This window comes from Lentilactobacillus senioris DSM 24302 = JCM 17472 (genome assembly GCF_001436555.1).
In the GTDB taxonomy this organism is placed as follows: domain Bacteria; phylum Bacillota; class Bacilli; order Lactobacillales; family Lactobacillaceae; genus Lentilactobacillus; species Lentilactobacillus senioris.
Genome location: NZ_AYZR01000008.1, coordinates 405,202 through 429,957 on the forward strand (window position 1 = coordinate 405,202; position 24,756 = coordinate 429,957).

Below are 24,756 nucleotides of genomic sequence, written 5' to 3' on the forward strand. Positions count from 1 at the left end.
TGCGGTATCAGATTTTTTTGGAGGAATGAAATGTGGCACCAGATCTGATTTTGTTGTTTACTAATACAACTGAATATAGGCGTCCCAAAGTATTTGAAAATATTTTAAATGGCAAGAAAACCGTTTCTAATTTATTTTGGGGATTAGAGTATGGTCTATTACCAGAACTGGGAATGCTACACGGTAAAAATATTCAAATTAAACCAGAGGACATAGGTAACTTAATTGAAAATAAATTGGTGGTTACTGATGAATCTGGAGCAATTAAATTAACTGAGCTAGGGGATCAAAAGCAACGTCAATTAAGTCGGTTATTACCGCCACTATTGGGAGATGTTACTAAATCTTTAAGGGTGAACCAGTTTAAGGACCGTTTTTTATTAGCTAGTCAGGTTACTTCAGAGTATAGTTATCAAAATACCAAATACTATCCATTGAGTATTCAATTGTTCGATTCTTTTGTCGTCAAACGTTGGTTTCAGGTTAACAAAGCTCAGTTGCCTACTGCGTTATTAACGCCTTTGACTCAGTACCTCACTGATTTAAAACCTCAATTAGCGGATATTTTTGCTAGGGAGCTAGTTGGACATGAGAACGGGGGACAAACTTATCAGCAGCTAGCCTTGGAATTACAAGTGACTCCAGAAATCGTGGAGTTAATTAGTTTACATTTATATACTAACTTTGCTGATTATTTGATGAACCATTCTCAAAATACACTGCAACCATTAGTTACTGATTTATGGGGTGATAACTGGACTACCAGTTCTAAGCAAACCTACCAGTTATTTATTAATCATCATGCATCTATTGAACAAATTGCTAAGCAAAGACAAATCAGACCTTCTACGGTTAGAGAACACTTATTAGAGGCTGCAATTTGGTTACCAGTTGCTAATTTTCCGTATGCTAATATTTTAACCAACCAAAATTCAACGACTAATAATAAAGAAATTGAGTTTTTTAAATTTAGATTGAAACAAATTTATAGGAGTAAGGTAAATGAATGATAATGAACGCCTTTCATTTTTACAAAACCATTTTGGCTTCGAAAATTTTCGCCCTGGACAGTTAGAAGTAATCAAAAATTTGCAAGATCATCAAAACACCTTAGCAATTTTACCCACGGGAAGCGGTAAAACATTACTGTATCAATATTATGGTTTATGGAGTAATAAAGCGGTGGTAGTAATTTCACCACTACTTTCATTAATGCAAGACCAGGTTAGTCGGTTACAATACTTAGGATCAAAACGGGTAGTAGCAATTACATCTCAACTAACGTTTGGCGAGCGTCAATATGTGTTAGGGCACATTAAACATTATCAATATATTTATGTATCTCCAGAAATGTTAGATCAAGAGCCGGTATGGCTAGCTTTACAACAATTGAATTTAGGATTAGTAGTGGTAGATGAAGCGCATTGTCTTTCAGAATGGGGACCTGATTTTAGGCCTGATTATCTATCCATTAAAGACAACTTGGCTTTCTTAGGAAACCCACTAGTGTTGATGTTGTCTGCTACCGCCGACGAAACTACTCGGGCAGATATAATTGCTAAGTTAGGACTACAAAGTTCTCAAGTTAGTCAAGTGATTAAATCGGTTGATCGCCCTAATATTTATTTAACGGTTCAGCAGCTAGAAAATGAAACTGACAAAAACTATCAATTGGTAGAACTGGTTCAAAAGTTAAATGGAACTGGTGTTATTTATTTTAGCAGTAAGAAAAAAGTTAATGAAATCAGTCAACTATTGACGATGAAAACCGACAAGAAAGTGATGCCCTATCATGGAGATTTAGACCCCTCCCAACGAGAAATGATCCAACAGCAATTTATGAACAACCAAATCGATGTGATTTGTGCAACTAGTGCTTTTGGAATGGGGATTGATAAAAATGATATTCGCTACGTAATTCACTATCATATTCCGGGAAGTTTGCAAGCATACGTCCAAGAAATTGGTAGAGCTGGTCGGGATGGAGATGATAGCATTGCTATCTTGCTATATACTACTGGCGATGAATACATTTCACGGGCTTTAAATGATGGAGCCTATGTTGCTGACGAATTAGTCGATTATTATTGGCGTAACTCCAACCCTGATTTGGAAGGTCAAGACGTTAGGCTCTTGAACTACTATTTCACCCATGGATATACCAGCGATCAAGTTAAGCAAATTTTTGTGCAACAGCAAAGTAAACGCGAACATAATCTGCAAAAAATGATTGCTTATGTAAAGTGTGAATCATGTTTGAGAAATTTTATTAAAAATGAATTTGGGGAAGACACATCCGTTAGCCAACATCATTTTTGTTGCGATCGAGATGGCCAGTTTATGGGGGATTGGTCACAATTTAATGCCGAATATTTAACCAATACCACAATGAATATAGATACTCAAAATTGGCAAGAAGTGTTAAAACACCTATTTTTAGCGAAAAATTAAAACACTTACTCTCTTAAAAATGATAAACTTAGATACGATTATGTAATCTCAGAATTGTTAGGAGGTTTCAGACAGTGAATTCAGATAATCAAAAAAAAGACGATCAGCCTTGGAATCAGACTTTTAACGAGGGTCGCGATGAGAACGGTAATCTTTCCCGGATGCAAATGCGTAAGGAAAACAAAAGCCATAATTTATTAACCGTTGGCTTAATTGTGATTATTGGGTTAATTGCATTAGCTTCCATTGTTTATGGTTTATCTCGTCAAACTGCTTTAGGCCAAAATGAATCTAAAGCCAGTTCATCCGTCCAATCTAGTAGTGTTGTTAGTTCAAAAAAAAAATCGAGCAGTTCCAAAGCTAGTAGCGTAAAAAAGAAGAAAAAAGCAGCTCAAAGCGCTTCTAGTTCTAATGCTAGTGACGCTACCGCTACGGATACTAATGACTACCAATCAAATAGTAGTCAAAGTAGTGATAATGAAAGTACTGACTCCAGTCAAAATACTGGAAGTAGTTACGATGGCTATACTGAGGGTTCTGGTACTGCGGATAGTAGTACAAGTTCAGCTACTACTTCGACTGACCAATACACTACCAAGGACAGTAGCTCTGCCACTAGCACTAATAATTCGGCCGCAAGTAACAGTTCATCAACTAGTAGTAATAATCATTCTAGTGATACTGGAACAGCAGGCAGCAATGGCGGCCAATATGCAACAGTTCAAAAAGGGCAAGGCTTGTATCGTGTAGCTGTTAATAACGGGTTAACCACGTCAGAGTTAATGGCTTTAAATGGACTTTCTTCTTCATCGGAAATTCATCCCGGACAAAAATTACGAGTTAAATAGCAAATAAGGTAGGATTAATAATGCACAAAAACGGTTTACAAGTGGCCATTGATGGACCAGCATCTGCCGGTAAAAGTACGGTCGCTAAATTAGTAGCTTCACGGTTTAATTATATTTATTGTGATACAGGAGCGATGTATCGAGCAATTACTTACAAGGTTCTCAAAAACGGAATTGCTTTAGATGACATCGAAGCCATCACTAAAATTGTTGACTCATCTCAAATTACGTTTGAACCAACGGCTCACGGACAAAAAGTTTTTATTGATGGTGAAGAAATTACAGAAGCCATTCGCCAAGAAGACGTCACTAACTCTGTTTCAGCAGTTTCTGCAATTCAATCAGTGAGAACTAAACTAAGTGCCGATCAAAAGCAATTAGCCGCTAATGGTGGGATTGTTATGGATGGTCGCGATATTGGTTCAACCGTTTTACCCAATGCTGAAGTTAAGATCTTTTTGATCGCTAGTGTTGACGAACGGGCTGATAGAAGGTATAAAGAAAACGTCAGAAAAGGAATTAACACTTCTTTAGAGGTTTTGAAGCAAGAAATCAGGGATCGTGATTATAAAGATTCTCACCGTGAAATCTCGCCATTAACTAAAGCTGACGATGCTATTGAGGTAGATACAACTTCAATGGCAATTCCTGAAGTGGTTGAAACCATTTCTAAGATAATTTTAAAAAATATTAATTAATAATTAAGCAATTGACTGGCATTAAATTGCTTTTTACGATAAAATCAACTGTAGAGTTGTTTCAAGGAGGAAATGTCGCATGAATGATAGTAACGAAAATAAAGACTTACTTGACGCTTTAAATAGCGTTAGTGAGGTTAATATTGGTGATGTAGTTAGTGGTGAAGTTTTAGCCATTGATGACGATAAGCAATTGATTGTTGGGATTGAAGGTACTGGTGTTGAAGGGGTTGTTCCTCAACGAGAGTTATCTGCAAACCAATCAGTTGACGATTTTAAACCAGGCGACACTTTGGATCTTGTAGTTACCTCAAAGATCGGAAACGATAAAGAAGGTGGCAGTTATCTATTGTCATCACGTCGTTTAGAAGCACGTAAAGTTTGGACTGAATTAGCCCAAAAAGCTGAAAATGAAGAAACTATTAAAGCCCCAGTTACCCAAGTTGTTAAGGGTGGGTTAGTTGTTGATGCTGGTGTTCGTGGTTTTATCCCAGCCTCAATGATTTCAGATCGTTTTGTTGAAGACTTGAACCAATTTAAGGGTCAAGATCTTGAATTGAAGATTGTGGAAATCGATCCAGCTTCTAACCGTTTGATCCTTTCTCACAAAGCTATTGTGCAAAAGGAAAAGGCTGAAAACCGAGCTAAATTGATGGATACTATCAAAGAAGGCGACGTTATGGAAGGTACTGTTGCTCGTTTAACTAACTTCGGTGCCTTTGTAGACCTTGGCGGAGTGGACGGATTAGTTCACGTTTCTGAAATTTCTTACGAACGAGTTGCTAAGCCTTCTGATGTTCTTAAAGTTGGCGAAAAAGTAACTGTTAAGGTATTGGCTGTTGACTTTGATCGTGATCGGATTTCACTTTCAATTAAGCAAACATTGCCACAACCATGGGATGGAATTGAAGACAAGGCTCCAGAAGGTAGTATTCTTGAAGGTACCGTTAAGCGTTTAGCTGACTTCGGTGCATTCGTTGAAGTATTCTCTGGTGTTGAAGGCTTGGTTCACATTTCTCAAATTTCTTACGAACACGTTGATACTCCTGCTGATAAATTATCAGTTGGCGACAAAGTGCAAGTTAAGGTATTAAGCGTTGATCCAGAACGTCGTCGTTTGGCACTTTCAATCAAAGCTTTATTACCAGAACCAGAAAACAATAATAAACCAGCTGCTAAAAAGCATTCTTCAGCTCATGTAGCTGATAACTCAACTCAAAACGCTCCTGAAGAAGAAACTGGTTTCACTTTAGGCGATATTATTGGCAAAGATTTGAGTAGTTCTGACCAAGACTAATCAAACAAGCGAAAAGATTATCCTTGTTGAAGGATAATCTTTTTTATTCTAAAAAGGGAAGTGAATTAAATGACACTACCAACGGTTGCCATTATTGGCAGACCTAATGTGGGGAAATCCACTATTTTTAATCGTATTGCTGGAGATCGTATTTCGATTGTTGAAGATACTCCTGGAGTTACACGGGATCGAATTTACTCCCATGGTGAATGGTTAGGTAAATCATTTGCCATGATCGATACTGGGGGAATTGAAATCAGTGATGCTCCGTTTATGGAGCAGATTAAAAGTCAAGCAGAAATCGCGATTGACGAAGCTGATGTTATTATTTTCATGGTTAGTGGCAAAGAAGGATTAACCAGTGAAGATGAGCAAGTTGCTAAAATTTTATATCGCTCAGATAAACCAGTAGTTTTAGCAGTTAACAAAGTAGATAATCCCGAAAAACGGGACGATATTTACGACTTTTATGCTTTAGGGTTTGGCGATCCATATCCTATCTCTGGGGTCCACGGTTTAGGCTTAGGGGATTTATTAGACCAAGTCATTGCTAGTTTTCCAGAGGAAACCGAGCAAGAACCTGACGATAGTATCCACTTTAGTATTATTGGCCGACCTAACGTTGGAAAATCTTCGATGGTTAATGCTTTGCTAGGTGAAGATCGTGTGATCGTTTCTAACGTAGCTGGAACTACTAGAGATGCGATTGATACTCATTTTACTGCTGATGGAACTGACTTTACGATGATTGATACTGCCGGAATTAGAAAACGGGGTAAAGTTTACGAAAACACTGAACGTTACAGTGTTATGCGAGCTATGAAAGCTATTGACGATAGTGATGTAGCTTTATTTGTAATTAATGCTGAAGAAGGTATCCGAGAACAAGATAAAAAGGTTGCCGGGTATGCACATGAAGCTGGTCGGGGAGTTATTATTGTCGTTAACAAATGGGATACTCTGAAAAAAGATAACCATACCCAACAAGATTTTGAAAATGTCATTCGTGATGAATTCCAATATCTTAGCTACGCTCCGATTATCTTTGTGTCAGCTAAAACTAAGCAACGTATTGAAAAGTTACCAGCTTTGATTAAGCAAGTTAATGAAAATCATAAGCGGCGAATTCAATCATCCGCACTTAATGACGTTATCATGGATGCAGTTGCTATTCATCCAACGCCAACAGTAAGTGGTAAGAGATTACGAATCTACTATGCTACTCAAGTAGCAGTGGGGCCACCAACCTTTGTGATCTTCGTTAATGATCCTGAACTAATGCATTTTTCTTACCAACGATTCTTAGATAATCAAATTAGAGATCATTTTGATTTCACCGGAACTCCAATTAGAATTATTAAAAGAAATCGGAAGTAATCAAACAATAAAATAAATAATATAGGTGCTAATATATATTATTAAAAACCGTGGAAATTAAGGACAAAAAGGTAAAAAACATTGCAATGACGGCATTCTTATGCTATCTTTGAAAAAGAAATGGTACTTGGTTAAGTGCTTTTTCCAAAATTTTAGGTGTACTAAAATTTTAGGTGTTACATACCTATTTGTTGAGGAGGTGAATACTCATGGCAAACAAAGCAGAATTAGTTACTGATGTTGCAACTGCAACTGGTTTGACTAAAAAAGACGCTACCGCAGCTGTTGACGCAGTATTTGAATCTATCCAAGCTAGCTTAGCTAAGGGTGAAAAGGTACAATTGATCGGCTTCGGTAACTTCGAAGTTCGTGAACGTGCAGCTCGTAAGGGTCGCAACCCACAAACAGGTCAAGAAATTCAAATTCCTGCAAGCAAGGTACCAGCATTTAAGCCTGGTAAAGCTCTTAAGGATGCTGTTAAATAGTATTCATCTGTTTAGGCCAGCCCGGCATTTTTGTCGCCTGGCTTTTTTTATACAATTAAATCCAAAAAGGTGGTGGCTTGAATGAGTTATTCGGCTGAAGCACTTGACCAATTAGAAGCAGGGCAATTGGATAAGTTTCAAGAAAATTTTGCCTTAGCACTTAAGAACGATGATGATGATTTATTATTTTCGTTAGCAGAAGAACTTTATTCGTTAGGCTTTACGGATAATGCTAAACAAATCTATGAGCAATTACTTGCCAAATATCCGGATGAAGGCCAATTGAAAATTCAATTAGCTGAATTGGCTATCGATGATCAAAATGATGAATTAGCTTTAGAATATCTAACTACTATTACTAAGGATGATTCTGATTATGTCCAGGCCTTACTGGTAGAAGCTGATTTATATCAAACTCAAGAATTATTTGAGATTAGTGAACAAAAATTATTAGAAGCTAGAGCAATTGCTCCTGATGAACCGGTAATTGATTTTGCTCTAGGAGAATTTTACTTTGCTACTCGTAATTTTAATAAGGCAATTAGTATTTACTTAAAACTGATTAAAGCGGGTACCTTAGAAGTTGCCGGAGTTAACTTGGTTCAGCGAATTGGAGTAGCTTACGCACAAAGCGGCAAATTTGAGCAAGCACTAGGATATTTAACTCAAATTAAGCCAGTAGATATGAATCCAGATACTAGGTTTGAATTAGCCTTTACCCAATTTAATCTTCATGATTACGTAGCAGCTATTAAAAATTTTGAAGAGTTGCGTGAAAATGATCCTCAGTATTCATCTTTGTATCCATACCTGGCGGACGCATATGTCCAACAAAATGAAAATGCAGCCGCTTTGAGGACGATTCAAGAAGGATTAGGTGTTGATCAATATAACGAACAACTGTGGCTTAAAGCAGCTAATATTGCCCAATTAGTGGGTGATGACGAGCTAGTTCAAGAATATCTAAACCAAGGTCTCGCTATTGATCCTGAAAACTTGGCTATTATTACTCAGTTGGCTAATTGGCAAATAAAGCATGATCATTTTCAAGAAGTAGTAGATTTATTAGCTCCCTTACAAGAAGAAGAGCAATTTGATGCAGTACTAGCTTGGAATTTAGCCACTGCTAACAGTCATTTAGGAAACGTAAAAGCAGCCCAACATAATTATGAGTTGGCCAGTGCTGAATTAAGTAATGATTCAGATTTTCTTAAAGAGGCTGGACTTTTCTATCGTTCCTTAGGAAAACCAGAAATAGCTCATGATTACTTTAAACGTTATTTAACTCTAGTACCTAGTGATTTTGAAATTGAAATGCTCCTTGACGAAGATTTATAGTTTTAAGAGCTAAAAAAGGCCTTGCATCCAGGTGGGTGCAGGGCCTTTTATTATCTTATTCATTTTAAAGAATCTTGAATCTTTTAGGGCGTTTATAGGTAAAACCTTCCCCGATGGCTTCGTTAACATCAATGATGGACATGAAAGCTTGTTCATCAACGTCAGAGACAATGCCCTTTAAATCGTGTAATTCATTAGGCGCTACTACGCAGTAAATTACTTGTTTAGGTTCGTGAGAATAACCACCTTGAGCATCTAAATAAGTCACTCCTCGACCCAACTGCGCCATAATATTGTTGGCAATCTCATTAGGTTTAGAACTAATAATTAAAATTCCTCGGGCTGTATAAGCACCTTGTTGAGTATAGTTAACAACTTGTGAGAAAATAAAAACGTAAATAATTGTGTAAGCCATTTGGCGGACGTCTAAGTAAACTAAAGATGAAAGTAACACTAAAACGTCAATTACTAATAAGGACTGTCCCATTGGAATACCCTTAAAACGTTCAAACAAGCGAGCGATAATATCAATTCCACCGGTAGTACCACCCATCCGAAAGACTAATCCAACCCCAAAACCACCAATTAAACCGGCGATGATGGCTGATAACAGTAAATCGTGTTGAATATTAATGGTTAGCGGAACCTTTTGCCATAGCCATAAAGAAACCGAGAGAACTCCGGTGCCATAAAGAGTATAGAGCATGTCTTTATGGCTTAAAAACCGAACCCCAATCAATAGCAAAGGGATATTTACAAATACCGTTGAATAAGCAGGATTAATATTAAACAGTGCCTTTAAAATCAAAGTAACCCCGGTTACTCCTCCGTCAGCCAAATGGTTGTTCATGTTAAAAAACACGATCCCAAATGAATAACATGAGGACCCAATTCCAATAACAATTAGGTCCCAAATTTTAACTAATAACTTATGTTTGGTAGCCGACATGTCAAAACTCCTTTTCCCAAATTGTTAAAACCATCATACCAATTTACCTAAAGCTCTGGCAATTCTTTTTAACCGACAATGAATCTGTTATCATGTTTAGTAAGAGTTTTTTTCGATAGGAGGCCCTAAAAAGTGCAACTAAAACAACTGCCGGAAGAATTTAAACAAGCGTTACCTATTTTAACAACCATTACTGCCGCGGGCTTTGAAGCTTATTTTGTAGGAGGGTCAGTTAGGGATACCATTTTAAATAAACCGATTCACGATGTGGATATTGCATCTAGTGCGTATCCTGCAGAAGTCAAAAATTTATTTAAAAAAACGGTGGATACCGGGATTCAACACGGTACTGTGATGATTTTAGATCATGGTCATGGATATGAAGTAACTACTTTTCGAACTGAAAGTGGTTATCAGGATTACCGTAGACCGGATCAAGTGACATTCGTCCGCTCATTAGCTGAGGATTTAATGCGTCGTGATTTCACAATTAATGCATTAGCCATGAATGCTAAGGGTGTGGTAACTGACTTGTTTGGGGGATTAACAGATCTTAATGATCATGTTATTAAAGCAGTCGGTGATCCAGCTGCTAGATTTCACGAGGATGCTTTACGGATGATGAGAGCCGTACGGTTTAGTAGCCAACTTAACTTTCAAATTGAAGCAGAAACTAAACAAGCGATTGCTAGCCAAGCAGAATTGCTTACTAAGATTGCTATGGAACGAATTCACGAAGAATTCGTCAAATTAATGATGGGGCAGGCAGCCAGCCAGGGCGTAGAGCAATTAATATCTACTAAACTTTACCAATACCTACCAGGGCTAAATGAACGTGTTAGTGAATTAAGACCTTTAGCCGACCAAAAATTTGAACTAGCTAACGAAAACCAGGTCTGGAGTTTTCTGGCTATGACATTGGGCATTTCCGCTTCTCAAGTCAGTGATTGGCTAAAAAAATGGAAAACGGCTAATAAAATCGTTAAGGACGTTACCGAAATGGTTCAGTTATTGACGGTGATTAAAAGCCAAACCGTTTCTAATTGGGATCTATATGTAGCAGGAAGACAAAACGTCCTGGATGCTTTAGCCGTTAGTCGTTGGTTAAACATGCCCTACCGTCCTGATCTACTTCAGCACTACGACCAATTAGTGATTACCCAAAAAAAGCAATTAACTATTTCAGGCAAAGAACTAATGCAAAATCAAATCGTTACTGCTGGTCCCGTATTAGGCCAGGTTTTAAGTTACTTGGAACAACAAGTAGTGGCGGGCGACTTAGCAAATGAACCGGATTTGTTAGTATTGGCAGCTAAAAATTATGTACAGGAGATATCGAAATAATGCAAACCATGAGAGTTGATAATCTAACTAAAACATATGGGGAGAAAACCTTATTCGATGATTTAAACTTTATTATTAACGAAAAAGATCGAATTGGGTTAATTGGTACCAATGGTACTGGAAAATCTTCTTTATTAAATTCATTAGTGGAATCTGATCATGATTTTACTGGAACCATCACCACTTCTAATTCATATAGTGTGGCTTATTTACGTCAAGATCCAGATTTGCCAGAAGATATGACCATCATGGAAGCAGTGTTCGCTGGTGCTCAGCGAGTGTATCAAACTATTCGCCACTACGAAGAAGTCCTTACAAAATACTCAGCCCATCCAGAAGACGAAAAATTACAGAAACAGTATGAAAATGCTGAAGCTAAGATGAATGAAGATGATGCTTGGAACGCTTCAAATGAAGTAAAAACCATTTTAACTCAGCTTAAAATTACTGATTACGATCAAAAAATTAAAAATCTTTCTGGTGGCCAAAAACGGCGAGTGGGATTAGCCCAAGTATTAATTCAATCTCCGGATTTATTATTATTAGATGAGCCAACTAACCACCTGGATTTTGACTCCATCGCTTGGTTGGAAAAGTATTTAGCAGCCTATAAAGGAGCTATCTTACTAGTAACCCATGATCGGTACTTCTTAGACCGGGTTGCTAACCAAATTTGGGAATTGTCTTTTGGAAAATTGCATAAGTATCAAGGTAATTACCAAGATTATGTACGATTAAAAGCAGAACGAGTAGAAGGTGAAGTCGCAGCTGAACATAAGCGTCAACAATTGTATAAGAGTGAATTAGACTGGATGAAGGCAGGGGCGAAGGCGCGCTCTACGAAGCAACAAGCCAGAATTAACCGGTTTAATGAATTGAAAGATAATGTGAACACTTTACAGTTAGAAGATTCTGTTGACATTAACTTAGGCCAACAACGTTTAGGTAAACAAGTTTTTGAAATTCAAGATGGTAATTTAACTATTGATAATAAAGTGATCTTAAAGGACTTTAATATTTTGATTCAAGGAGCCGAACGAATCGGAATCAGTGGTGAAAACGGCGCCGGCAAGTCTAGTTTGCTGAATGTCTTAGCACAACGATTACCCTTGGATAGTGGAATATTAAAAGTTGGTGAAACCGTCAAATTAGCTTACTATACTCAGCAAATTGAACCTATTCCAGAAGATAAACGGGTAATTACCTACTTATCTGAAATTGGTCAACAGGTTAGTACCAAGAGCGGGCAAAAAATTAGTGTTGCTGAATTGCTAGAACAGTTCTTATTCCCTAAATTTATGCATGGAACGTTAATCAGAAAGTTATCCGGTGGTGAAAAACGGCGCTTGTATCTGTTAAAACTACTAATGGAACAGCCCAATGTATTACTACTGGATGAGCCAACTAATGATTTAGATATTGCTACCTTAACTGTCTTGGAAGACTATATTTCTAACTTTAACGGCACCGTCATTACAGTATCTCATGACCGTTACTTCCTAGATAAAGTTGCTAATCGACTGCTTTTCTTTAAGGGTAACGGTGTGATATCAGAGCATCGAGGAGTTTTTACTGACTTCTTAAGTGAACTAGATCAACCTAATAGTGAAAAGACTGCTCCGACTAAAAAAGCAGAATCAAGCACCGTGGCAGAAGAACCTAAAGTAAAAACTAAAACCAAACTAACCTATGCTGAACAAATGGAATGGGATCATCTAGAAGATGATATTGACGATCTAGAAACCCAAAAGGACGTTGCCGATCAGCAAATGCAAGAAAATAGTGACGATTACGGGAAATTAGCCGAATTACAGCAATTAAAAGATCAATTAGATGAAAAGATCAATTCCAAGATGGAACGTTGGGAATACCTTAGTCAATTTGTTAATTAGGAGGTTACTAGATTGAATGAAGAGCAATACCTACAACTGGAGCGTTACGTATTAGAACACGGGACTAAAAAAATGGATCGAACCAATACTGGTACTCTAAGTACTTTTGGTTACCAGATGCGATTTGATTTACAAGACAGTTTTCCGCTATTAACCACTAAAAAAGTTCCATTTGGATTAATTAAAAGTGAACTGCTTTGGTTTTTAAAAGGTGATACCAATATTCGTTTTCTGCTAGAGCATAAAAACCATATTTGGGATGAGTGGGCTTTTGAAAAATTCGTAAACTCTAATGATTATCAGGGACCTGATATGACTAATTTTGCTCACAGAGCAGAACATGATTTAGCCTTTGCAAAGGAATATCAAGAGCAAAAGCAACTTTTTTGTGATCGCATTCTAAACGACGACCAATTTGCTGCTCAATACGGTGATCTAGGATTAGTTTATGGTAGTCAATGGCGCAAGTGGCAAACTGCTAATGGCCAAACCATCGATCAAATTCAAGATGTGATTAATGCCATTCAAACTAATCCGGATTCTAGACGCCTAATTGTTTCTGCTTGGAATCCAGAGGATATTCCAACTATGGCATTACCTCCTTGTCACACAATGTTTCAATTTTACGTTGCGGATGGTAAATTAAGCTGTCAATTGTATCAACGTTCTGGTGATATTTTCTTAGGGGTGCCGTTTAACATTGCTAGTTATGCGTTATTAACTAGTTTGATTGCTCGACAAACCGGATTAGAGCCCGGTGAGTTTATTCATACCTTAGGGGACGCTCATATTTATTTAAATCATTTAGAACAAGTCAAGGAACAATTAAGTCGGACGCCTAAGACGGGGCCCAAATTATGGCTTAATCCCGACAAAATCAACGTTGCTGATTTTACGATGGCAGATATTAAAGTAACTGACTATGATCCCGCACCGGCAATTAAAGCGCCGGTAGCAGTATAGAAAAGGAGCAACAACATGATTTCATTTATTTGGGCGGAAGATCTTAACGGCTTAATCGGTAAGAATAATCACCTACCTTGGCGGCTACCTGCTGATGTTAAATACTTTAAGGACACCACTATGGGGCACCCCTTGGTTTCAGGCGCAAACACTTTTAAGAGTTATCCGGGAGTGTTACCTGGGCGCCAAAATATTGTTTTAGCACAAAATGACGACTTCCCAGAAGAAGTAACGGTGGTTCACGAATTAGAACAACTATTAACCCTAATTAAAAACGATCCAGAAACGGAATACTTCATTTCTGGCGGGGCAACTGTTTTTAAACAACTTTTACCGTATGTTGATCGGCTATACGTTACTACGATTAATGATACGTTTATTGGCGATACCTTTATGCCAGTAATTAACTACAGTGAATTTGAACTACTATCTAAACAAGAATTTAAAGCAGATACAGATAATCCTTATAACTATCAATTTGAAGTTTACCAACGCATAACAAACGGTGATGAATAATGTTAGGTTGTCTGCTATAATAATTCATATGGTCTTAGAAAATTAAAGAAACGAGTGGACTCAATGGCAAACATCAAAATTGTGACTGATTCCTCTGCCGGGTTAACCGAAGAAGAAATAAAGCAATACGATATTACAATCATTCCTTTAACGGTAATGATTGATGATACGATCTATGTAGAACATGAAAACATTACTAACGATGAATTCATCGATAAAATGTTGACTAGCAAAACGCTTCCCAAGACTAGCCAACCACCAGTTGGCAAGTTTGTTGATGTTTTCAACGAATTAGGAGCTGACGGCAGTCAAATTCTTTCTATAAATATGACGGAAACGATTAGTGGTACGGTTCATTCAGCTGAACAAGCAGCAACTTTAAGTAGCTCAGACGTTACCGTTATTGATAGCCAAACCACCGATCGGGACTTGGCCTTTCAAGTAATTGCAGCCGCAAAGAAAGCCCAAACAGGCGCTGATATGCAAGCAGTAATTGCTGAAACTGAATTTGTTCGTGATCACAGTTTCTTATATATGGGAGTTATGACCCTTGATAACATCGTTAAGGGCGGCCGGCTCCATCCAGTGGCCGGTGCGATTACTAACTTTTTGAACATTAAATTAGTGTTGGAAGTTACCGATGGTAAAATTAAAATTTTATCTAAAGGTCGCGGAAATAAGTCCGTTAAAAAATTTTTCCAAGGTGTTTTGGCAGATATGCAATCCTTAGAAAATATTCAGCAAATTGGTATTTCTTACGTAACAGAATCAGAATTAATTACCGAGTTAGTTAATCAAATTAAGCAAGCCTTCCCAACGGTTCCTTTTGTTTTTCGAAAAACAACACCAATCATTGCAACTCATGCTGGTGAAGGGGCTTTTGCTTTAATGTATTACAACGATCCTCGCTAAATTTTGTAAAAGACTGACCAAAATTATTTGACCAGTCTTTTTTTAGGTTTAAAATGCTGATAGATTAGTCTATGATTTAAACCGAATTAGTTTAAAAGAGGAGTGGTAAAATTTAATGGTAGCTAAACAAAATACACATCGCTGGTTAATCAGTATAGGAGTCATCGCTATTATTGGTGTGATTTTAGCCGGGATGTATTTTGTAAAAACAACTCAAGTTCCGCACATTCAAATCACAGCGGTAGGTGATTCTTTAACTCAGGGAATTGGTGATGGCAACCAGGGTGGTTATCCTACTTTAATTTCGAAGAAAATAACTAAAGAAAAAAAAGCAATTGTCAAAAGTTCTAATTATGGCATTGCTGGTGAGACTACTGAGCAAATTAATGCGCGAGTTGTTAAAAATAACAAGGTAAAAACTGGCATTAAGAAGGCTAATGTGGTTACCATTACTACCGGTGGTAATGATTTATTGGCATTTTTTAAAGCTAATGCTTTAGAAACTGATACTAGTAAATTAACGCAAAAAGTTAATCTTGCAGCGAAGGATTATCAAGCTAATTTGCAAGAATTATTGACCAATGTACGTAAACTAAATCCTAAGGCCAATATTTATCTATTTGGTATATATAATCCGTTGTATGTTTATTTTCCTCAAGTCAACTTATTAACCCAGACAGTGACTAAATGGAATCAAACTGCACAAAAAACGGTGTCTCAAAACAAATGGGTGTATTTTGTGGCTATCGATGATCAACTATCTAATGGCCAGTACCACACCGCTGAACAGCGGGCAAAATTAAAAAATGATTCGAATAAAGTTAATTCTAGTTTAACCTTAGATACTAATTCCATCTCAACTATTTTCAGTGGTTCTGGAAAAGAAATTAATGATTATCTATCTAACGATGATCATTTTCACCCTAATCATAAAGGCTATCAAATTATGACTAATGATCTGTATAAATCAATGACCAGCCATGAAAATTGGCTAAAGGAGAAATAACAACATGCGAAGTGAAAATCGACAACGTAATCCATGGAAGTGGGCATTTTTGGGCTTATTGGCTATTTTAGTAGTTGGGGTAGCAACAGCGGCCATTCTAGCTTTTTCCAATTCTGAGTCACCAGTGACAGAGTCTGCTAATCAAACGGATTCGGTTCCGACATCGGCAACCTTAAATAAAAAACAGTTAAATTCATTAGTAGCTTATTATTTGGACAAACGGCAGGTAAACAGTACTAACCAATACCAAGTGAAGATAGAAGATCAAGTAATCATTTACGGCTCTGTAAAAGTTTTGGGCAGTAACGTAAACTACTCACTATTCTTAACCCCTAAAGCTGAAGCCAATGGTAACGTAACCCTAAAAGCAACAAAATTGTCGGTAGGCAAATTACAATTACCAATTAGTTTTGTGATGTTGTTTATTCAAAATAACTATGACTTGCCAGAATGGGTAACTATGAATGCTAATAAGCACGAAATTTATTTAGACATTACTCATATGAATAGTGACGGAATTAACTACAAAGCTAAAGAAATTGATACCAGTGGCGCTGGTAAATTTAAGTTTGAAATGTTAATTCCAAAGACTGATGTGGAGGCTGGGAATGCGTAAAAGTTTTTATCAATTTTTAATGACTAAAAGAAACCCAAGTAGCACTGAATCAGTTGCGGAGTTTGCTAACAATGCATTTTATGATCAGTCGTTTCCAAAACAGTCCACTGACTTTGATGAGTTATCTAAGTACCTAGAAGAAAATGCGAACTACCTTCCTAGCATGATAATTTTTGATGAGGCTTGGACGGAGTTTATTGAAACAAATTAGGAGGTTACTATGGCAGTAACAATTCAGTGGTTTCCGGGCCACATGGCAAAAGCAATCCGGGAATTTGAAGAAAACATCTCATTAGTAGATATCGTATTCGAACTAGTGGATGCTAGAGCTCCATATTCTACTTTGAACCCCGAAATTGCTCGTATTTCGGCAAATAAGCCCCATCTGTATATCCTAACTAAACGAGATTTGGCAGACGAAAAATTAACTAGACAGTGGCTTAATTATTTTCACAGTCAAAATAGTGCTGCGATTGCAGTGGATGCTAAAGGCAAATTTGGAGTGAAAGATATTTTAACCGCCATCAATCCGTTATTAAAGGATAAATTAGAACGTGAACTAGCTAAGGGAATGAAGCCTCGGCCAATTAGAGCCATTGCCGTAGGTGTCCCTAACGTTGGTAAGTCTACGGTATTAAACCGTTTAGTTAAACGGCGGGCTGCTCAAGTGGGGAATCGTCCGGGGGTGACTAAGGGTCAACAGTGGCTCAAAGCCGATAATCACTTGGAATTGTTAGATACTCCAGGAATTTTATGGCCTAAATTCCAAGATCAATTAATTGCAGATAAATTAGCATTGACCGGAGCCATCAAGGATAGCGTCTACCACAGTGATGATATCGCCCTATTTGGCTTAGAATATTTTGTGGCTCATTATCCTCAAGCTTTACAGGAACGGTATAAGTTAACTGAAGAAGATTTAGAGCTGCCAACCGCTGACTTGTTACTTTTAATTACTAAAAACATCGGTATGCGTGATGACTATGAACGCGCTTCTAACAGAATTATTTTGGATATGCGAAGTAAAAAGGTAGGCCCCTTTACTTTGGATACGTTAGAGGATATTGATAATGAGTGAACAGTTAACGGTTAAACAAATTGAAGAACAATTAAAAAAGGTGGATTCGCTCAACGATCCCCTTTTTTTGAGGTTAAAAACAGATCCTCGCTCAGGAGTTCAAAAAGCCATCGTTAAAAATGAACGACGGTTACATAAGCAGCAAGAACGCCAAATTGAATTTCAAAATCGTTTTAAGTATGAACAAGAATTTTGGCATCAGGGAATTAATTATGTTGCTGGCATCGACGAAGTAGGTCGGGGACCATTAGCCGGTCCGGTAGTGGCTGCCGCAGTGATTTTACCGAAGAATTTTGATTTAATCGAAGTTAACGATTCTAAACAACTATCTGCTAATCAACGGGCTAATTTAGCGCCATTAATCCAACAAGAAGCATTAGGAATTGGTATTGGCGAAATTGATAACACGATAATTGATCGGGTTAATATTTATGAAGCGGCTAAATTGGCGATGCAAGAGGCACTATCTAACTTAACGCAAGCACCAGAACAATTAATTATTGATGCGATGAAAATTAATACGGTGATTCCGCAACTATCTTTAATCAAAGGTGATGCTAAAAGCATCAGTATCAGTGCTGCTAGCATTGTGGCTAAAGTGTATCGAGATCAAATTATGAGTCAATATGCTCAGCAATATCCGGGTTATGGGTTTGAAAATAATGATGGATATGGGACTAAAGAGCATCTAACCGGGTTGGAATTATACGGGGTGACTCCAATCCACCGCCAATCCTTTAGTCCGGTCAAAAAATTCATGAAGTAACGCTTAATTTATCGTATTTATCCTTTAAAAGGGGTTAAACGATGAAATTACGAGATTTGCTTTTAAGAGTCCATTTAAGTAAGGGAATTGGTATTAAGGGCCGTTATTTAGCGTATCGTTTCTTATTAACACAACCATTTTTAAGTAAAGTAACCGCAAAAACCATTATTCAAGCAGGAATCATTGCTCCTAAATATCAGGCTGTGTTTGAACGCAGTTTTAATCGGTTGTTAACGGATCAACAACTAATAAATCGATTAGTTGATAATGAACAATGGGTTTGTATTTGCGATAATGACTATCCTGTGCGATTGAAAGAAAGTTATTTACCGCCAATTATTGTGTTTTATCGAGGTAACTGGCAATTAGTTCATAAAACGACCTTAGCTATCGTTGGATCTAGAAAAGCTAGCCTGTATTCAGTTCATGCTTTGAATAAATTACTAACTCCTATTTGCTGTCGCCAATTAGTAGTTGTATCTGGACTAGCTAAAGGGGCTGATACATTAGCTCATACTAGAGCCATTCAACAGCGTGGTAAAACCATTGCCGTTATTGGTACTGGAATGGACATTTGTTATCCAATTAGCAATCAAAAGCTACAGCGATACATTGCTGCTAATCATTTATTAATTAGCGAATATCCAAATGGCACTCGTGGGTATAGAAGTCACTACCCCGAAAGGAATAGGATAATCTCCGGCCTAGTAGAAACTATTTTGGTAACTGAAGCTGCTCAACGGTCCGGAAGCTTAATTACGGCAAATCTAGCATTGCAAAACAATCGCAATGTTTTAGCACTTCCAGGACCTATAACCAGTGCCTTATCCGTTGGTACTAATGAACTAATTGCTGCTGGAGCTAAACCAGTCTTGAATACTCAAGACCTATTAGAAGAGTTTGTTAGTTGACAGTTTCTAAAAGCTGCAATATTATGTGGTAGATTCGTTTTTAAAATTTCTACTATTATATACATTAATTTAAACATCTAAAATCAAAAAATTACCTAAGGAGACATAATGGTAACTAGTACAACAACTAAAAAGAAAACCAAACCAAAAGTTAAAAGAAAACCTGCCAAAAAGAACTTGGTAATTGTTGAGTCACCAGCCAAGGCTAAAACCATCGAAAAGTACTTAGGCCGCTCTTATAAAGTAATTGCCAGCAAAGGTCACGTTCGTGATCTACCTAAGAGTTCTATGGGAGTAGATATTGAACATGATTACGATCCTCACTACATCTCTATTCGTGGTAAGGGCGATACGATTAAAGAACTAAGAAGTGCCGCTAAAAAAGCTAAGAAAGTGTATTTAGCAGCCGATCCGGATCGTGAAGGTGAATCAATTGCTTGGCACTTATCCCATATTCTGAAGTTAGATCCTAATGATGATAACCGGGTTGTTTTCAACGAAATTACTAAAGATGCGGTGAAGGAATCATTCAATCACCCTAGAAGTATTGATATGGATTTAGTTGATGCCCAACAGGCTCGAAGAATTTTAGACCGGTTAGTAGGCTATTCTATTTCTCCATTATTATGGCAAAAAGTAAAAAAGGGATTAAGTGCTGGTCGAGTTCAATCCATTGCTTTATGGTTGATTATCGAACGAGAAAAAGAAATCACTGCTTTTAAGCCTGAAGAATATTGGACCATTGATTCCGAGTTTCAGAAGGGCCGTTCTAAGTTTAAAGCTTCGTTTTATGGAGTTAACGGCAAGAAAAAAGACCTACCAAATAATGAAGTTGTTCAAGAGATTCTTAAACAATTGGATCCAAAGGCGCCATTTGATATTACTAAGGTCACTAAAAAAGAACGCAAGCGTCAACCTCAGCCACCATTTACTACCAGTACCATGCAACAAGAAGCTAACCGGAAATTAAATTACCGAACTAGAAAAACCATGATGGCCGCCCAACAATTATATGAAGGAATTAATTTGGGTAAGGAAGGTAATCAAGGTTTGATTACCTATATGAGAACTGATTCTACGCGAATCTCAGCTATTGCTAAGCACGAGGCAGCCCAATACCTTCACAATGAATTAGGCGAGCAATACGCTGCTACTAAGCCCATTAAAGGTAAGTTACCTGAAGGAGCTCAGGATGCCCATGAAGCTATTCGGCCAACTTCCGTATTTAGAACTCCAGATAGCGTTAAAGAATACTTAACTAAAGACCAATTCCGGTTATACCAAATGATTTGGTCTCGATTCGTTGCCAGTCAAATGACCCCGGCAGTTATGGATACCATGACGGTTACTATTGAACAAAACAACGTAATCTTTAGAGCCAATGGTTCTAAAATGAAGTTTGATGGGTTCTTAAAAATTTACGGCGATGGCAAAGAAAAGGATAATTTACTTCCTGACTTGGCAGTTGGCGATCAAGTCGATTTGGTTAATAATAATCCGGATCAACATTTCACTCAGCCGCCTGCTCGTTATAGCGAAGCTACGTTGATTAAAACCTTGGAAGAAAAAGGGGTGGGAAGACCATCAACCTATTCTCCAACTCTAGAAACTATCCAACGTCGTTATTACGTTAAATTAGTCGGTAAACGTTTTGAACCTACCGAATTAGGTGAAATTGTTAATTCTATTATCGTAGATTATTTCCCAGATATTGTTAACGTTGACTTTACTGCTAATCTAGAAAATGAACTAGATGAAATTGAAGAAGGTCAAGAAAACTGGGTTAAAGTAATTGATGAGTTTTACCAACCATTTTCAACGGAAGTGCAAAAAGCCACTGAAAATATGGAAAAAGTGCAAATCAAAGATGAGCCTGCTGGGTTTAACTGTGATATCTGTGGGGCACCAATGGTAGTTAAGATGGGGCGCTATGGTAAATTTCATGCTTGTTCTCGTTTCCCTGATTGTCGTAATACAAAAGCGATTGTCAAAGAAATTGGAGTTACTTGTCCTAAATGTCATGAAGGCCAAGTGATTGAACGTAAATCTAAGAAGAATCGGGTCTTTTATGGTTGTTCACGCTTTCCAGAATGTGATTTTGTTTCCTGGGATAAACCAGTAGGACGTAATTGTCCTAAAGATCAACATTTCTTAGTAGAAAAGAAAATTAAGGGTGGAACTCAGGTTGTTTGTCCTAATGGCGACTATGAAGAAACTCCCCAAAAATAATAAAAAAGCAATTCGAATAATTTCGAATTGCTTTTTTATTATTTATTTTTTCCACTACGGAAGGAATAGAAGATCAAAGCCACGCTTCCGAAGAATAGTGGTCCCATAATTGTCCAGAACGCAGTAACATAATCATGCGCTAAGATTGGTTGCAATGCAGTAAAGATAATTCCTAGAGAAATTACAATTAAAATAACGGTCACAATCAAATTAGTAATGATGGGATTTTTATAGGCTACAAAAGGTCGTTCGATATTTTGTTTCTTCTTAAAGAATGGAAAGGCACCAATTAGAAATAAGAATGGAACTGAAGTTGAGATGTTTCCCATGTCCGTTAGGATTAGGTAGAATTTTTGAGCCCCGGCACCACCAAAGGCAATCAGAAGAATGAAAACTGCTACAATACCAGCTTGAAGCCACATTGCAAATGCAGGCATACCAGCTTTATTTAGTTTGGTCATTCTCTTAGGCCAGAGTTCTTTAGGAGACCCCATAATAAATGACTTTAATGGAGAATAGGTAAGAATAAAGAACGAACCACAGTAGGCAAAGAACATGCTTAAACCGGTGAAACGAGAAAGTAAAGAGCCAATCATTGCTGAAGTACTGTTGGAAAGTCCTAAACTATGTCCAAAGAAGTTACCTAAATTATTCATTAACACATACGTAACGTTTCCTAACGTAACATTGTCACCACTGATTACTTTAGTCCAGTTAGTATTAATCCCCCAAAGAAAGATAGACAATGAATAAAAAATAGTAATGAAAAAGGCTGCGAACATAATTCCTTTAGGGAAAGTCTTTTCTGGTTGGTCTAGATCATCTACTAAACCACTCATAGATTCCATCCCAGCGTAAGCAAAAATGGCGTACACCACAAATGACATCACCGCAATAGGCGAACCAAATTGCGGGTTAGGGGACTTAACAAAACTAGAAATACCATGGATGGGTTGTTGTAATTCACCATGATTAACAATTAATAAGATAATGGAAGAAACAAAGAAAATTCCAGTTAAGACCATTACGAAAACCCCACCAATTGAAGCAATTCTGGCAATAGATTTAACACCTCTGGTGGTAAAGAATGTTACTAAAATCATCCAACATAAGGCTAATAAACCAACAGTTTGAACGGAGGTTAATCCTAGAAAATGCCAATTTTGAGTTTGGTCAGAACCAAAAATTAAAGTAGATAATGGAATCCAAACTTTAGATGAAGTTGAAACCATCCAGATTACCCAAGTAGAAAGCCAGATAAAGGTTCCTACAAAGGCATAGCGATCACCAACTGATTCAGATAACCAAGAATAAAAACCACCATGAGATTCCTTAAACGCGGCTCCATATTCGGCAAACATTAATCCAGAGGGTAAGAAAAAGATAATAGCAGCGAAAATATACCAAATAATACTAGCGTACCCCATTTGGGCAAATGCAATAGGGGTATTTGCAAAACCATAGATAGAACTAAAGATCATTAGGATCAGTCCTACTAAGGAAATTTTAGCTTTGTTTTCCATAGAGATAACTCCTTATAAATTCGTATCGTGTTTGTAGTTAAGCGGTGACATATCAGTAGCTAGAGTAATTAGTTCACTAGTTAATTGCCGATATTTAGTTAAGCCTAATTCCGCATTTTGAAAATTAACTTTCGTCAATAACGTCTTTAACTCGATATCAGAATAGTGCATTACCTTTTGATCCGTATCGGCGATAATTTTACCAAAATGTTGCCGAAGCTCCGCTTGAGCATCCTGAAGTTTGGACTCGAATAATCCGTAATGAGCGTCTACTAAAACACTGGCATGCTTGTAAACCCAGTAAGCATTGTCGGGATTAAACGTAGCTTGAGCATTATGGTAACTATCAGGGGTTTGAGTAGCTCCGGAGTAGAATGGTACAAAAGTACTTTCGGCAGCTACTCCCATGGCTAGCCATTGAATTCCAGCAGCTTCCTTAGGCATATTAGGACGGAGTTGTAAAACATGGGATTCTTGAGTTTTAGCAAGACTAACGGGGCGGAATCGTTTCTTATCAGCGACTGAACTGTTCCCCACAGGATCATACTGAGTTCCTTGGTAGTGAGATGCTAAATAGGCCTGGGCATCATTAACACTTAGTTTGCGGTTAGCTTTATTAATAAACGGCATATCGTTACTAGTGGGAGTATATTCTAGTTCAGGTGAAAACATTTTTAACCCGTACCATACTCGTGGATAATTATAATATTGGTCCTGCAAACTATCGGTTCCAAAAATATTTCTGAAGTTAAAAGACCCATCTAAAGCTGGATTTAAGTTGTTTTGAGTTACAAATTCAACAATGGAAGGGGCCCACATGAAGTTTTCAGGATCAGCAAAATCAATGTTTTGAATTGCCAATTGGTTGGAAACAACTGCATAACTATCATCGGGAATTCGTTGGGCTACCCATTGGTGTCCACCAGCAGTTTCCATATACCAGGCTTCATTGAGATCAGCAAATAAAATTCCGTTAGTTTCACAGGTTCCATAGCGTTCCACAATTTGCCCTAATCGTAAAACACCTTCTCGGGCCGTTTTAACGTATGGCAATACCACGTTAAGCATGGCTTCTTCACCAATTCCATCAGCAACTAGTGGATCAATACTTAAAACATTGTCATTAGTATAAGCACTTTCAGTAGCACTCATAGCAACGTTAAATTCATTAATTCCGTCTTCTTCGAAATAGCCTTCGTCTAACGTCCATTCTGGAGTGGCTGAATACTTATAAGCCAATTTAGGAAGGGGCATCGTAAATTTATTAGCATTAGATTTAAAAATTTGAGAATCAACGTGCATTTCTCTAGGGTGAATGATATAATTTTTCGGCCACGCTGCTTTACTATCTTCATTGCGACCAATCATAATAGAGCCATCAATACTGGCTTTTTTACCAATTAAAATACTTGTACAAGCCGAATATAATTGTTTTTCAATCAATTTTCATTCTCCTTTTTTAGATATTTTTTAATTTTATCATATAAAAAATAATCCGATCATTTTTTTGCAAAATTCTTTCATAAATATGCACAATTAAGCTTTCTTTTCTGAAAG

The 24,756-nt window shown here is 37.4% G+C and carries 23 protein-coding genes; 20 read left to right on the top strand and 3 right to left on the bottom strand.

Annotated features, from left to right (window positions below; all coding sequences use genetic code 11):
* Positions 1-32: 32 nt before the first annotated feature.
* The 8 genes from FC56_RS05365 to FC56_RS05400 all read left to right on the top strand — a co-directional run bounded on the left by FC56_RS05365 (position 33) and on the right by FC56_RS05400 (position 8,494).
* Complete coding sequence (locus FC56_RS05365; RefSeq protein ID WP_056978310.1) at positions 33-1,010, top strand: helix-turn-helix domain-containing protein; 978 nt, start codon at positions 33-35, stop codon at positions 1,008-1,010.
* The gene (locus FC56_RS05370) at positions 1,003-2,451 is read left to right on the top strand and encodes a RecQ family ATP-dependent DNA helicase (protein ID WP_056978311.1); all 1,449 of its coding nucleotides are present in this window, start codon (positions 1,003-1,005) and stop codon (positions 2,449-2,451) included. Before FC56_RS05365 ends, FC56_RS05370 begins: the two co-directional genes overlap by 8 nt.
* 74 nt (positions 2,452-2,525) lie before the next feature.
* Positions 2,526-3,299, top strand: coding sequence for a LysM peptidoglycan-binding domain-containing protein (locus tag FC56_RS05375; protein WP_054669615.1), 774 nt, complete (start codon positions 2,526-2,528; stop codon positions 3,297-3,299).
* Between the two features lie 20 nt (positions 3,300-3,319).
* Positions 3,320-3,997: a (d)CMP kinase gene (gene cmk / locus FC56_RS05380; protein WP_054669619.1), complete on the top strand. Its 678-nt coding sequence runs from the start codon at positions 3,320-3,322 to the stop codon at positions 3,995-3,997.
* Between the two features lie 79 nt (positions 3,998-4,076).
* Positions 4,077-5,294 carry a 30S ribosomal protein S1 gene (gene rpsA, locus FC56_RS05385; RefSeq protein ID WP_054669623.1) on the top strand — a complete coding sequence of 406 codons (1,218 nt, stop codon included), beginning with the start codon at positions 4,077-4,079 and terminating at the stop codon, positions 5,292-5,294.
* 69 nt (positions 5,295-5,363) lie between these two features.
* Positions 5,364-6,671: a ribosome biogenesis GTPase Der gene (gene der, locus FC56_RS05390; RefSeq protein WP_056978312.1), complete on the top strand. Its 1,308-nt coding sequence runs from the start codon at positions 5,364-5,366 to the stop codon at positions 6,669-6,671.
* 209 nt (positions 6,672-6,880) lie between these two features.
* On the top strand, positions 6,881-7,156 hold the full coding sequence (locus FC56_RS05395) for an HU family DNA-binding protein (RefSeq protein WP_054669627.1): 276 nt from the start codon (positions 6,881-6,883) through the stop codon (positions 7,154-7,156).
* 81 nt (positions 7,157-7,237) lie between these two features.
* A complete protein-coding gene (locus FC56_RS05400; protein WP_054669630.1) occupies positions 7,238-8,494 on the top strand; it encodes a tetratricopeptide repeat protein in 1,257 nt (418 codons plus the stop codon).
* Positions 8,495-8,558: 64 nt separating this feature from the next.
* Here FC56_RS05400 and FC56_RS05405 read toward each other — a convergent pair whose 3' ends face one another.
* Positions 8,559-9,443: a YitT family protein gene (locus tag FC56_RS05405; RefSeq protein ID WP_056978313.1), complete on the bottom strand. Its 885-nt coding sequence runs from the start codon at positions 9,441-9,443 to the stop codon at positions 8,559-8,561.
* A gap of 132 nt (positions 9,444-9,575) precedes the next feature.
* Between FC56_RS05405 and FC56_RS05410 the strand changes: the two genes are divergently transcribed.
* The 12 genes from FC56_RS05410 (at position 9,576) to topA (ending at position 21,676) form a co-directional block, all read left to right on the top strand.
* Entirely contained in the window at positions 9,576-10,787 is a 1,212-nt protein-coding gene (locus FC56_RS05410; protein WP_056978314.1) for a CCA tRNA nucleotidyltransferase, read from the top strand.
* Complete coding sequence (locus FC56_RS05415) at positions 10,787-12,679, top strand: ABC-F family ATP-binding cassette domain-containing protein (RefSeq protein WP_056978315.1); 1,893 nt, start codon at positions 10,787-10,789, stop codon at positions 12,677-12,679. Before FC56_RS05410 ends, FC56_RS05415 begins: the two co-directional genes overlap by 1 nt.
* A 12-nt stretch (positions 12,680-12,691) precedes the next feature.
* Positions 12,692-13,642 carry a thymidylate synthase gene (locus FC56_RS05420; RefSeq protein WP_056978316.1) on the top strand — a complete coding sequence of 317 codons (951 nt, stop codon included), beginning with the start codon at positions 12,692-12,694 and terminating at the stop codon, positions 13,640-13,642.
* Positions 13,643-13,657: 15 nt separating this feature from the next.
* Complete coding sequence (locus FC56_RS05425) at positions 13,658-14,158, top strand: dihydrofolate reductase (RefSeq protein WP_056978317.1); 501 nt, start codon at positions 13,658-13,660, stop codon at positions 14,156-14,158.
* Positions 14,159-14,221: 63 nt separating this feature from the next.
* A complete protein-coding gene (locus FC56_RS05430; RefSeq protein ID WP_056978318.1) occupies positions 14,222-15,070 on the top strand; it encodes a DegV family protein in 849 nt (282 codons plus the stop codon).
* A 115-nt stretch (positions 15,071-15,185) separates the two neighbouring features.
* Positions 15,186-16,076 carry a GDSL-type esterase/lipase family protein gene (locus FC56_RS05435; protein WP_054669639.1) on the top strand — a complete coding sequence of 297 codons (891 nt, stop codon included), beginning with the start codon at positions 15,186-15,188 and terminating at the stop codon, positions 16,074-16,076.
* A gap of 4 nt (positions 16,077-16,080) precedes the next feature.
* Positions 16,081-16,692 carry a YpmS family protein gene (locus tag FC56_RS05440; protein ID WP_056978319.1) on the top strand — a complete coding sequence of 204 codons (612 nt, stop codon included), beginning with the start codon at positions 16,081-16,083 and terminating at the stop codon, positions 16,690-16,692.
* Entirely contained in the window at positions 16,679-16,903 is a 225-nt protein-coding gene (locus tag FC56_RS05445) for a YozE family protein (RefSeq protein ID WP_187116938.1), read from the top strand. Before FC56_RS05440 ends, FC56_RS05445 begins: the two co-directional genes overlap by 14 nt.
* A 9-nt stretch (positions 16,904-16,912) precedes the next feature.
* Positions 16,913-17,770, top strand: a complete 858-nt coding sequence (gene ylqF / locus FC56_RS05450) for a ribosome biogenesis GTPase YlqF (protein WP_056978320.1) — start codon at positions 16,913-16,915, stop codon at positions 17,768-17,770.
* Positions 17,763-18,536: a ribonuclease HII gene (locus FC56_RS05455; RefSeq protein ID WP_056978321.1), complete on the top strand. Its 774-nt coding sequence runs from the start codon at positions 17,763-17,765 to the stop codon at positions 18,534-18,536. The genes ylqF and FC56_RS05455 overlap by 8 nt, the downstream gene beginning before the upstream one ends.
* Positions 18,537-18,577: 41 nt before the next feature.
* Complete coding sequence (gene dprA, locus FC56_RS05460) at positions 18,578-19,447, top strand: DNA-processing protein DprA (protein ID WP_056978322.1); 870 nt, start codon at positions 18,578-18,580, stop codon at positions 19,445-19,447.
* Positions 19,448-19,555: 108 nt separating this feature from the next.
* On the top strand, positions 19,556-21,676 hold the full coding sequence (gene topA / locus FC56_RS05465) for a type I DNA topoisomerase (RefSeq protein WP_056978323.1): 2,121 nt from the start codon (positions 19,556-19,558) through the stop codon (positions 21,674-21,676).
* Positions 21,677-21,714: 38 nt separating this feature from the next.
* Here topA and yjeM read toward each other — a convergent pair whose 3' ends face one another.
* Both yjeM and FC56_RS05475 read right to left on the bottom strand, forming a co-directional pair.
* Positions 21,715-23,199, bottom strand: a complete 1,485-nt coding sequence (gene yjeM, locus FC56_RS05470) for a glutamate/gamma-aminobutyrate family transporter YjeM (RefSeq protein ID WP_056978324.1) — start codon at positions 23,197-23,199, stop codon at positions 21,715-21,717.
* Positions 23,200-23,211: 12 nt separating this feature from the next.
* Positions 23,212-24,642, bottom strand: coding sequence for a C69 family dipeptidase (locus tag FC56_RS05475; RefSeq protein ID WP_056978325.1), 1,431 nt, complete (start codon positions 24,640-24,642; stop codon positions 23,212-23,214).
* Positions 24,643-24,756 lie beyond the last annotated feature (114 nt).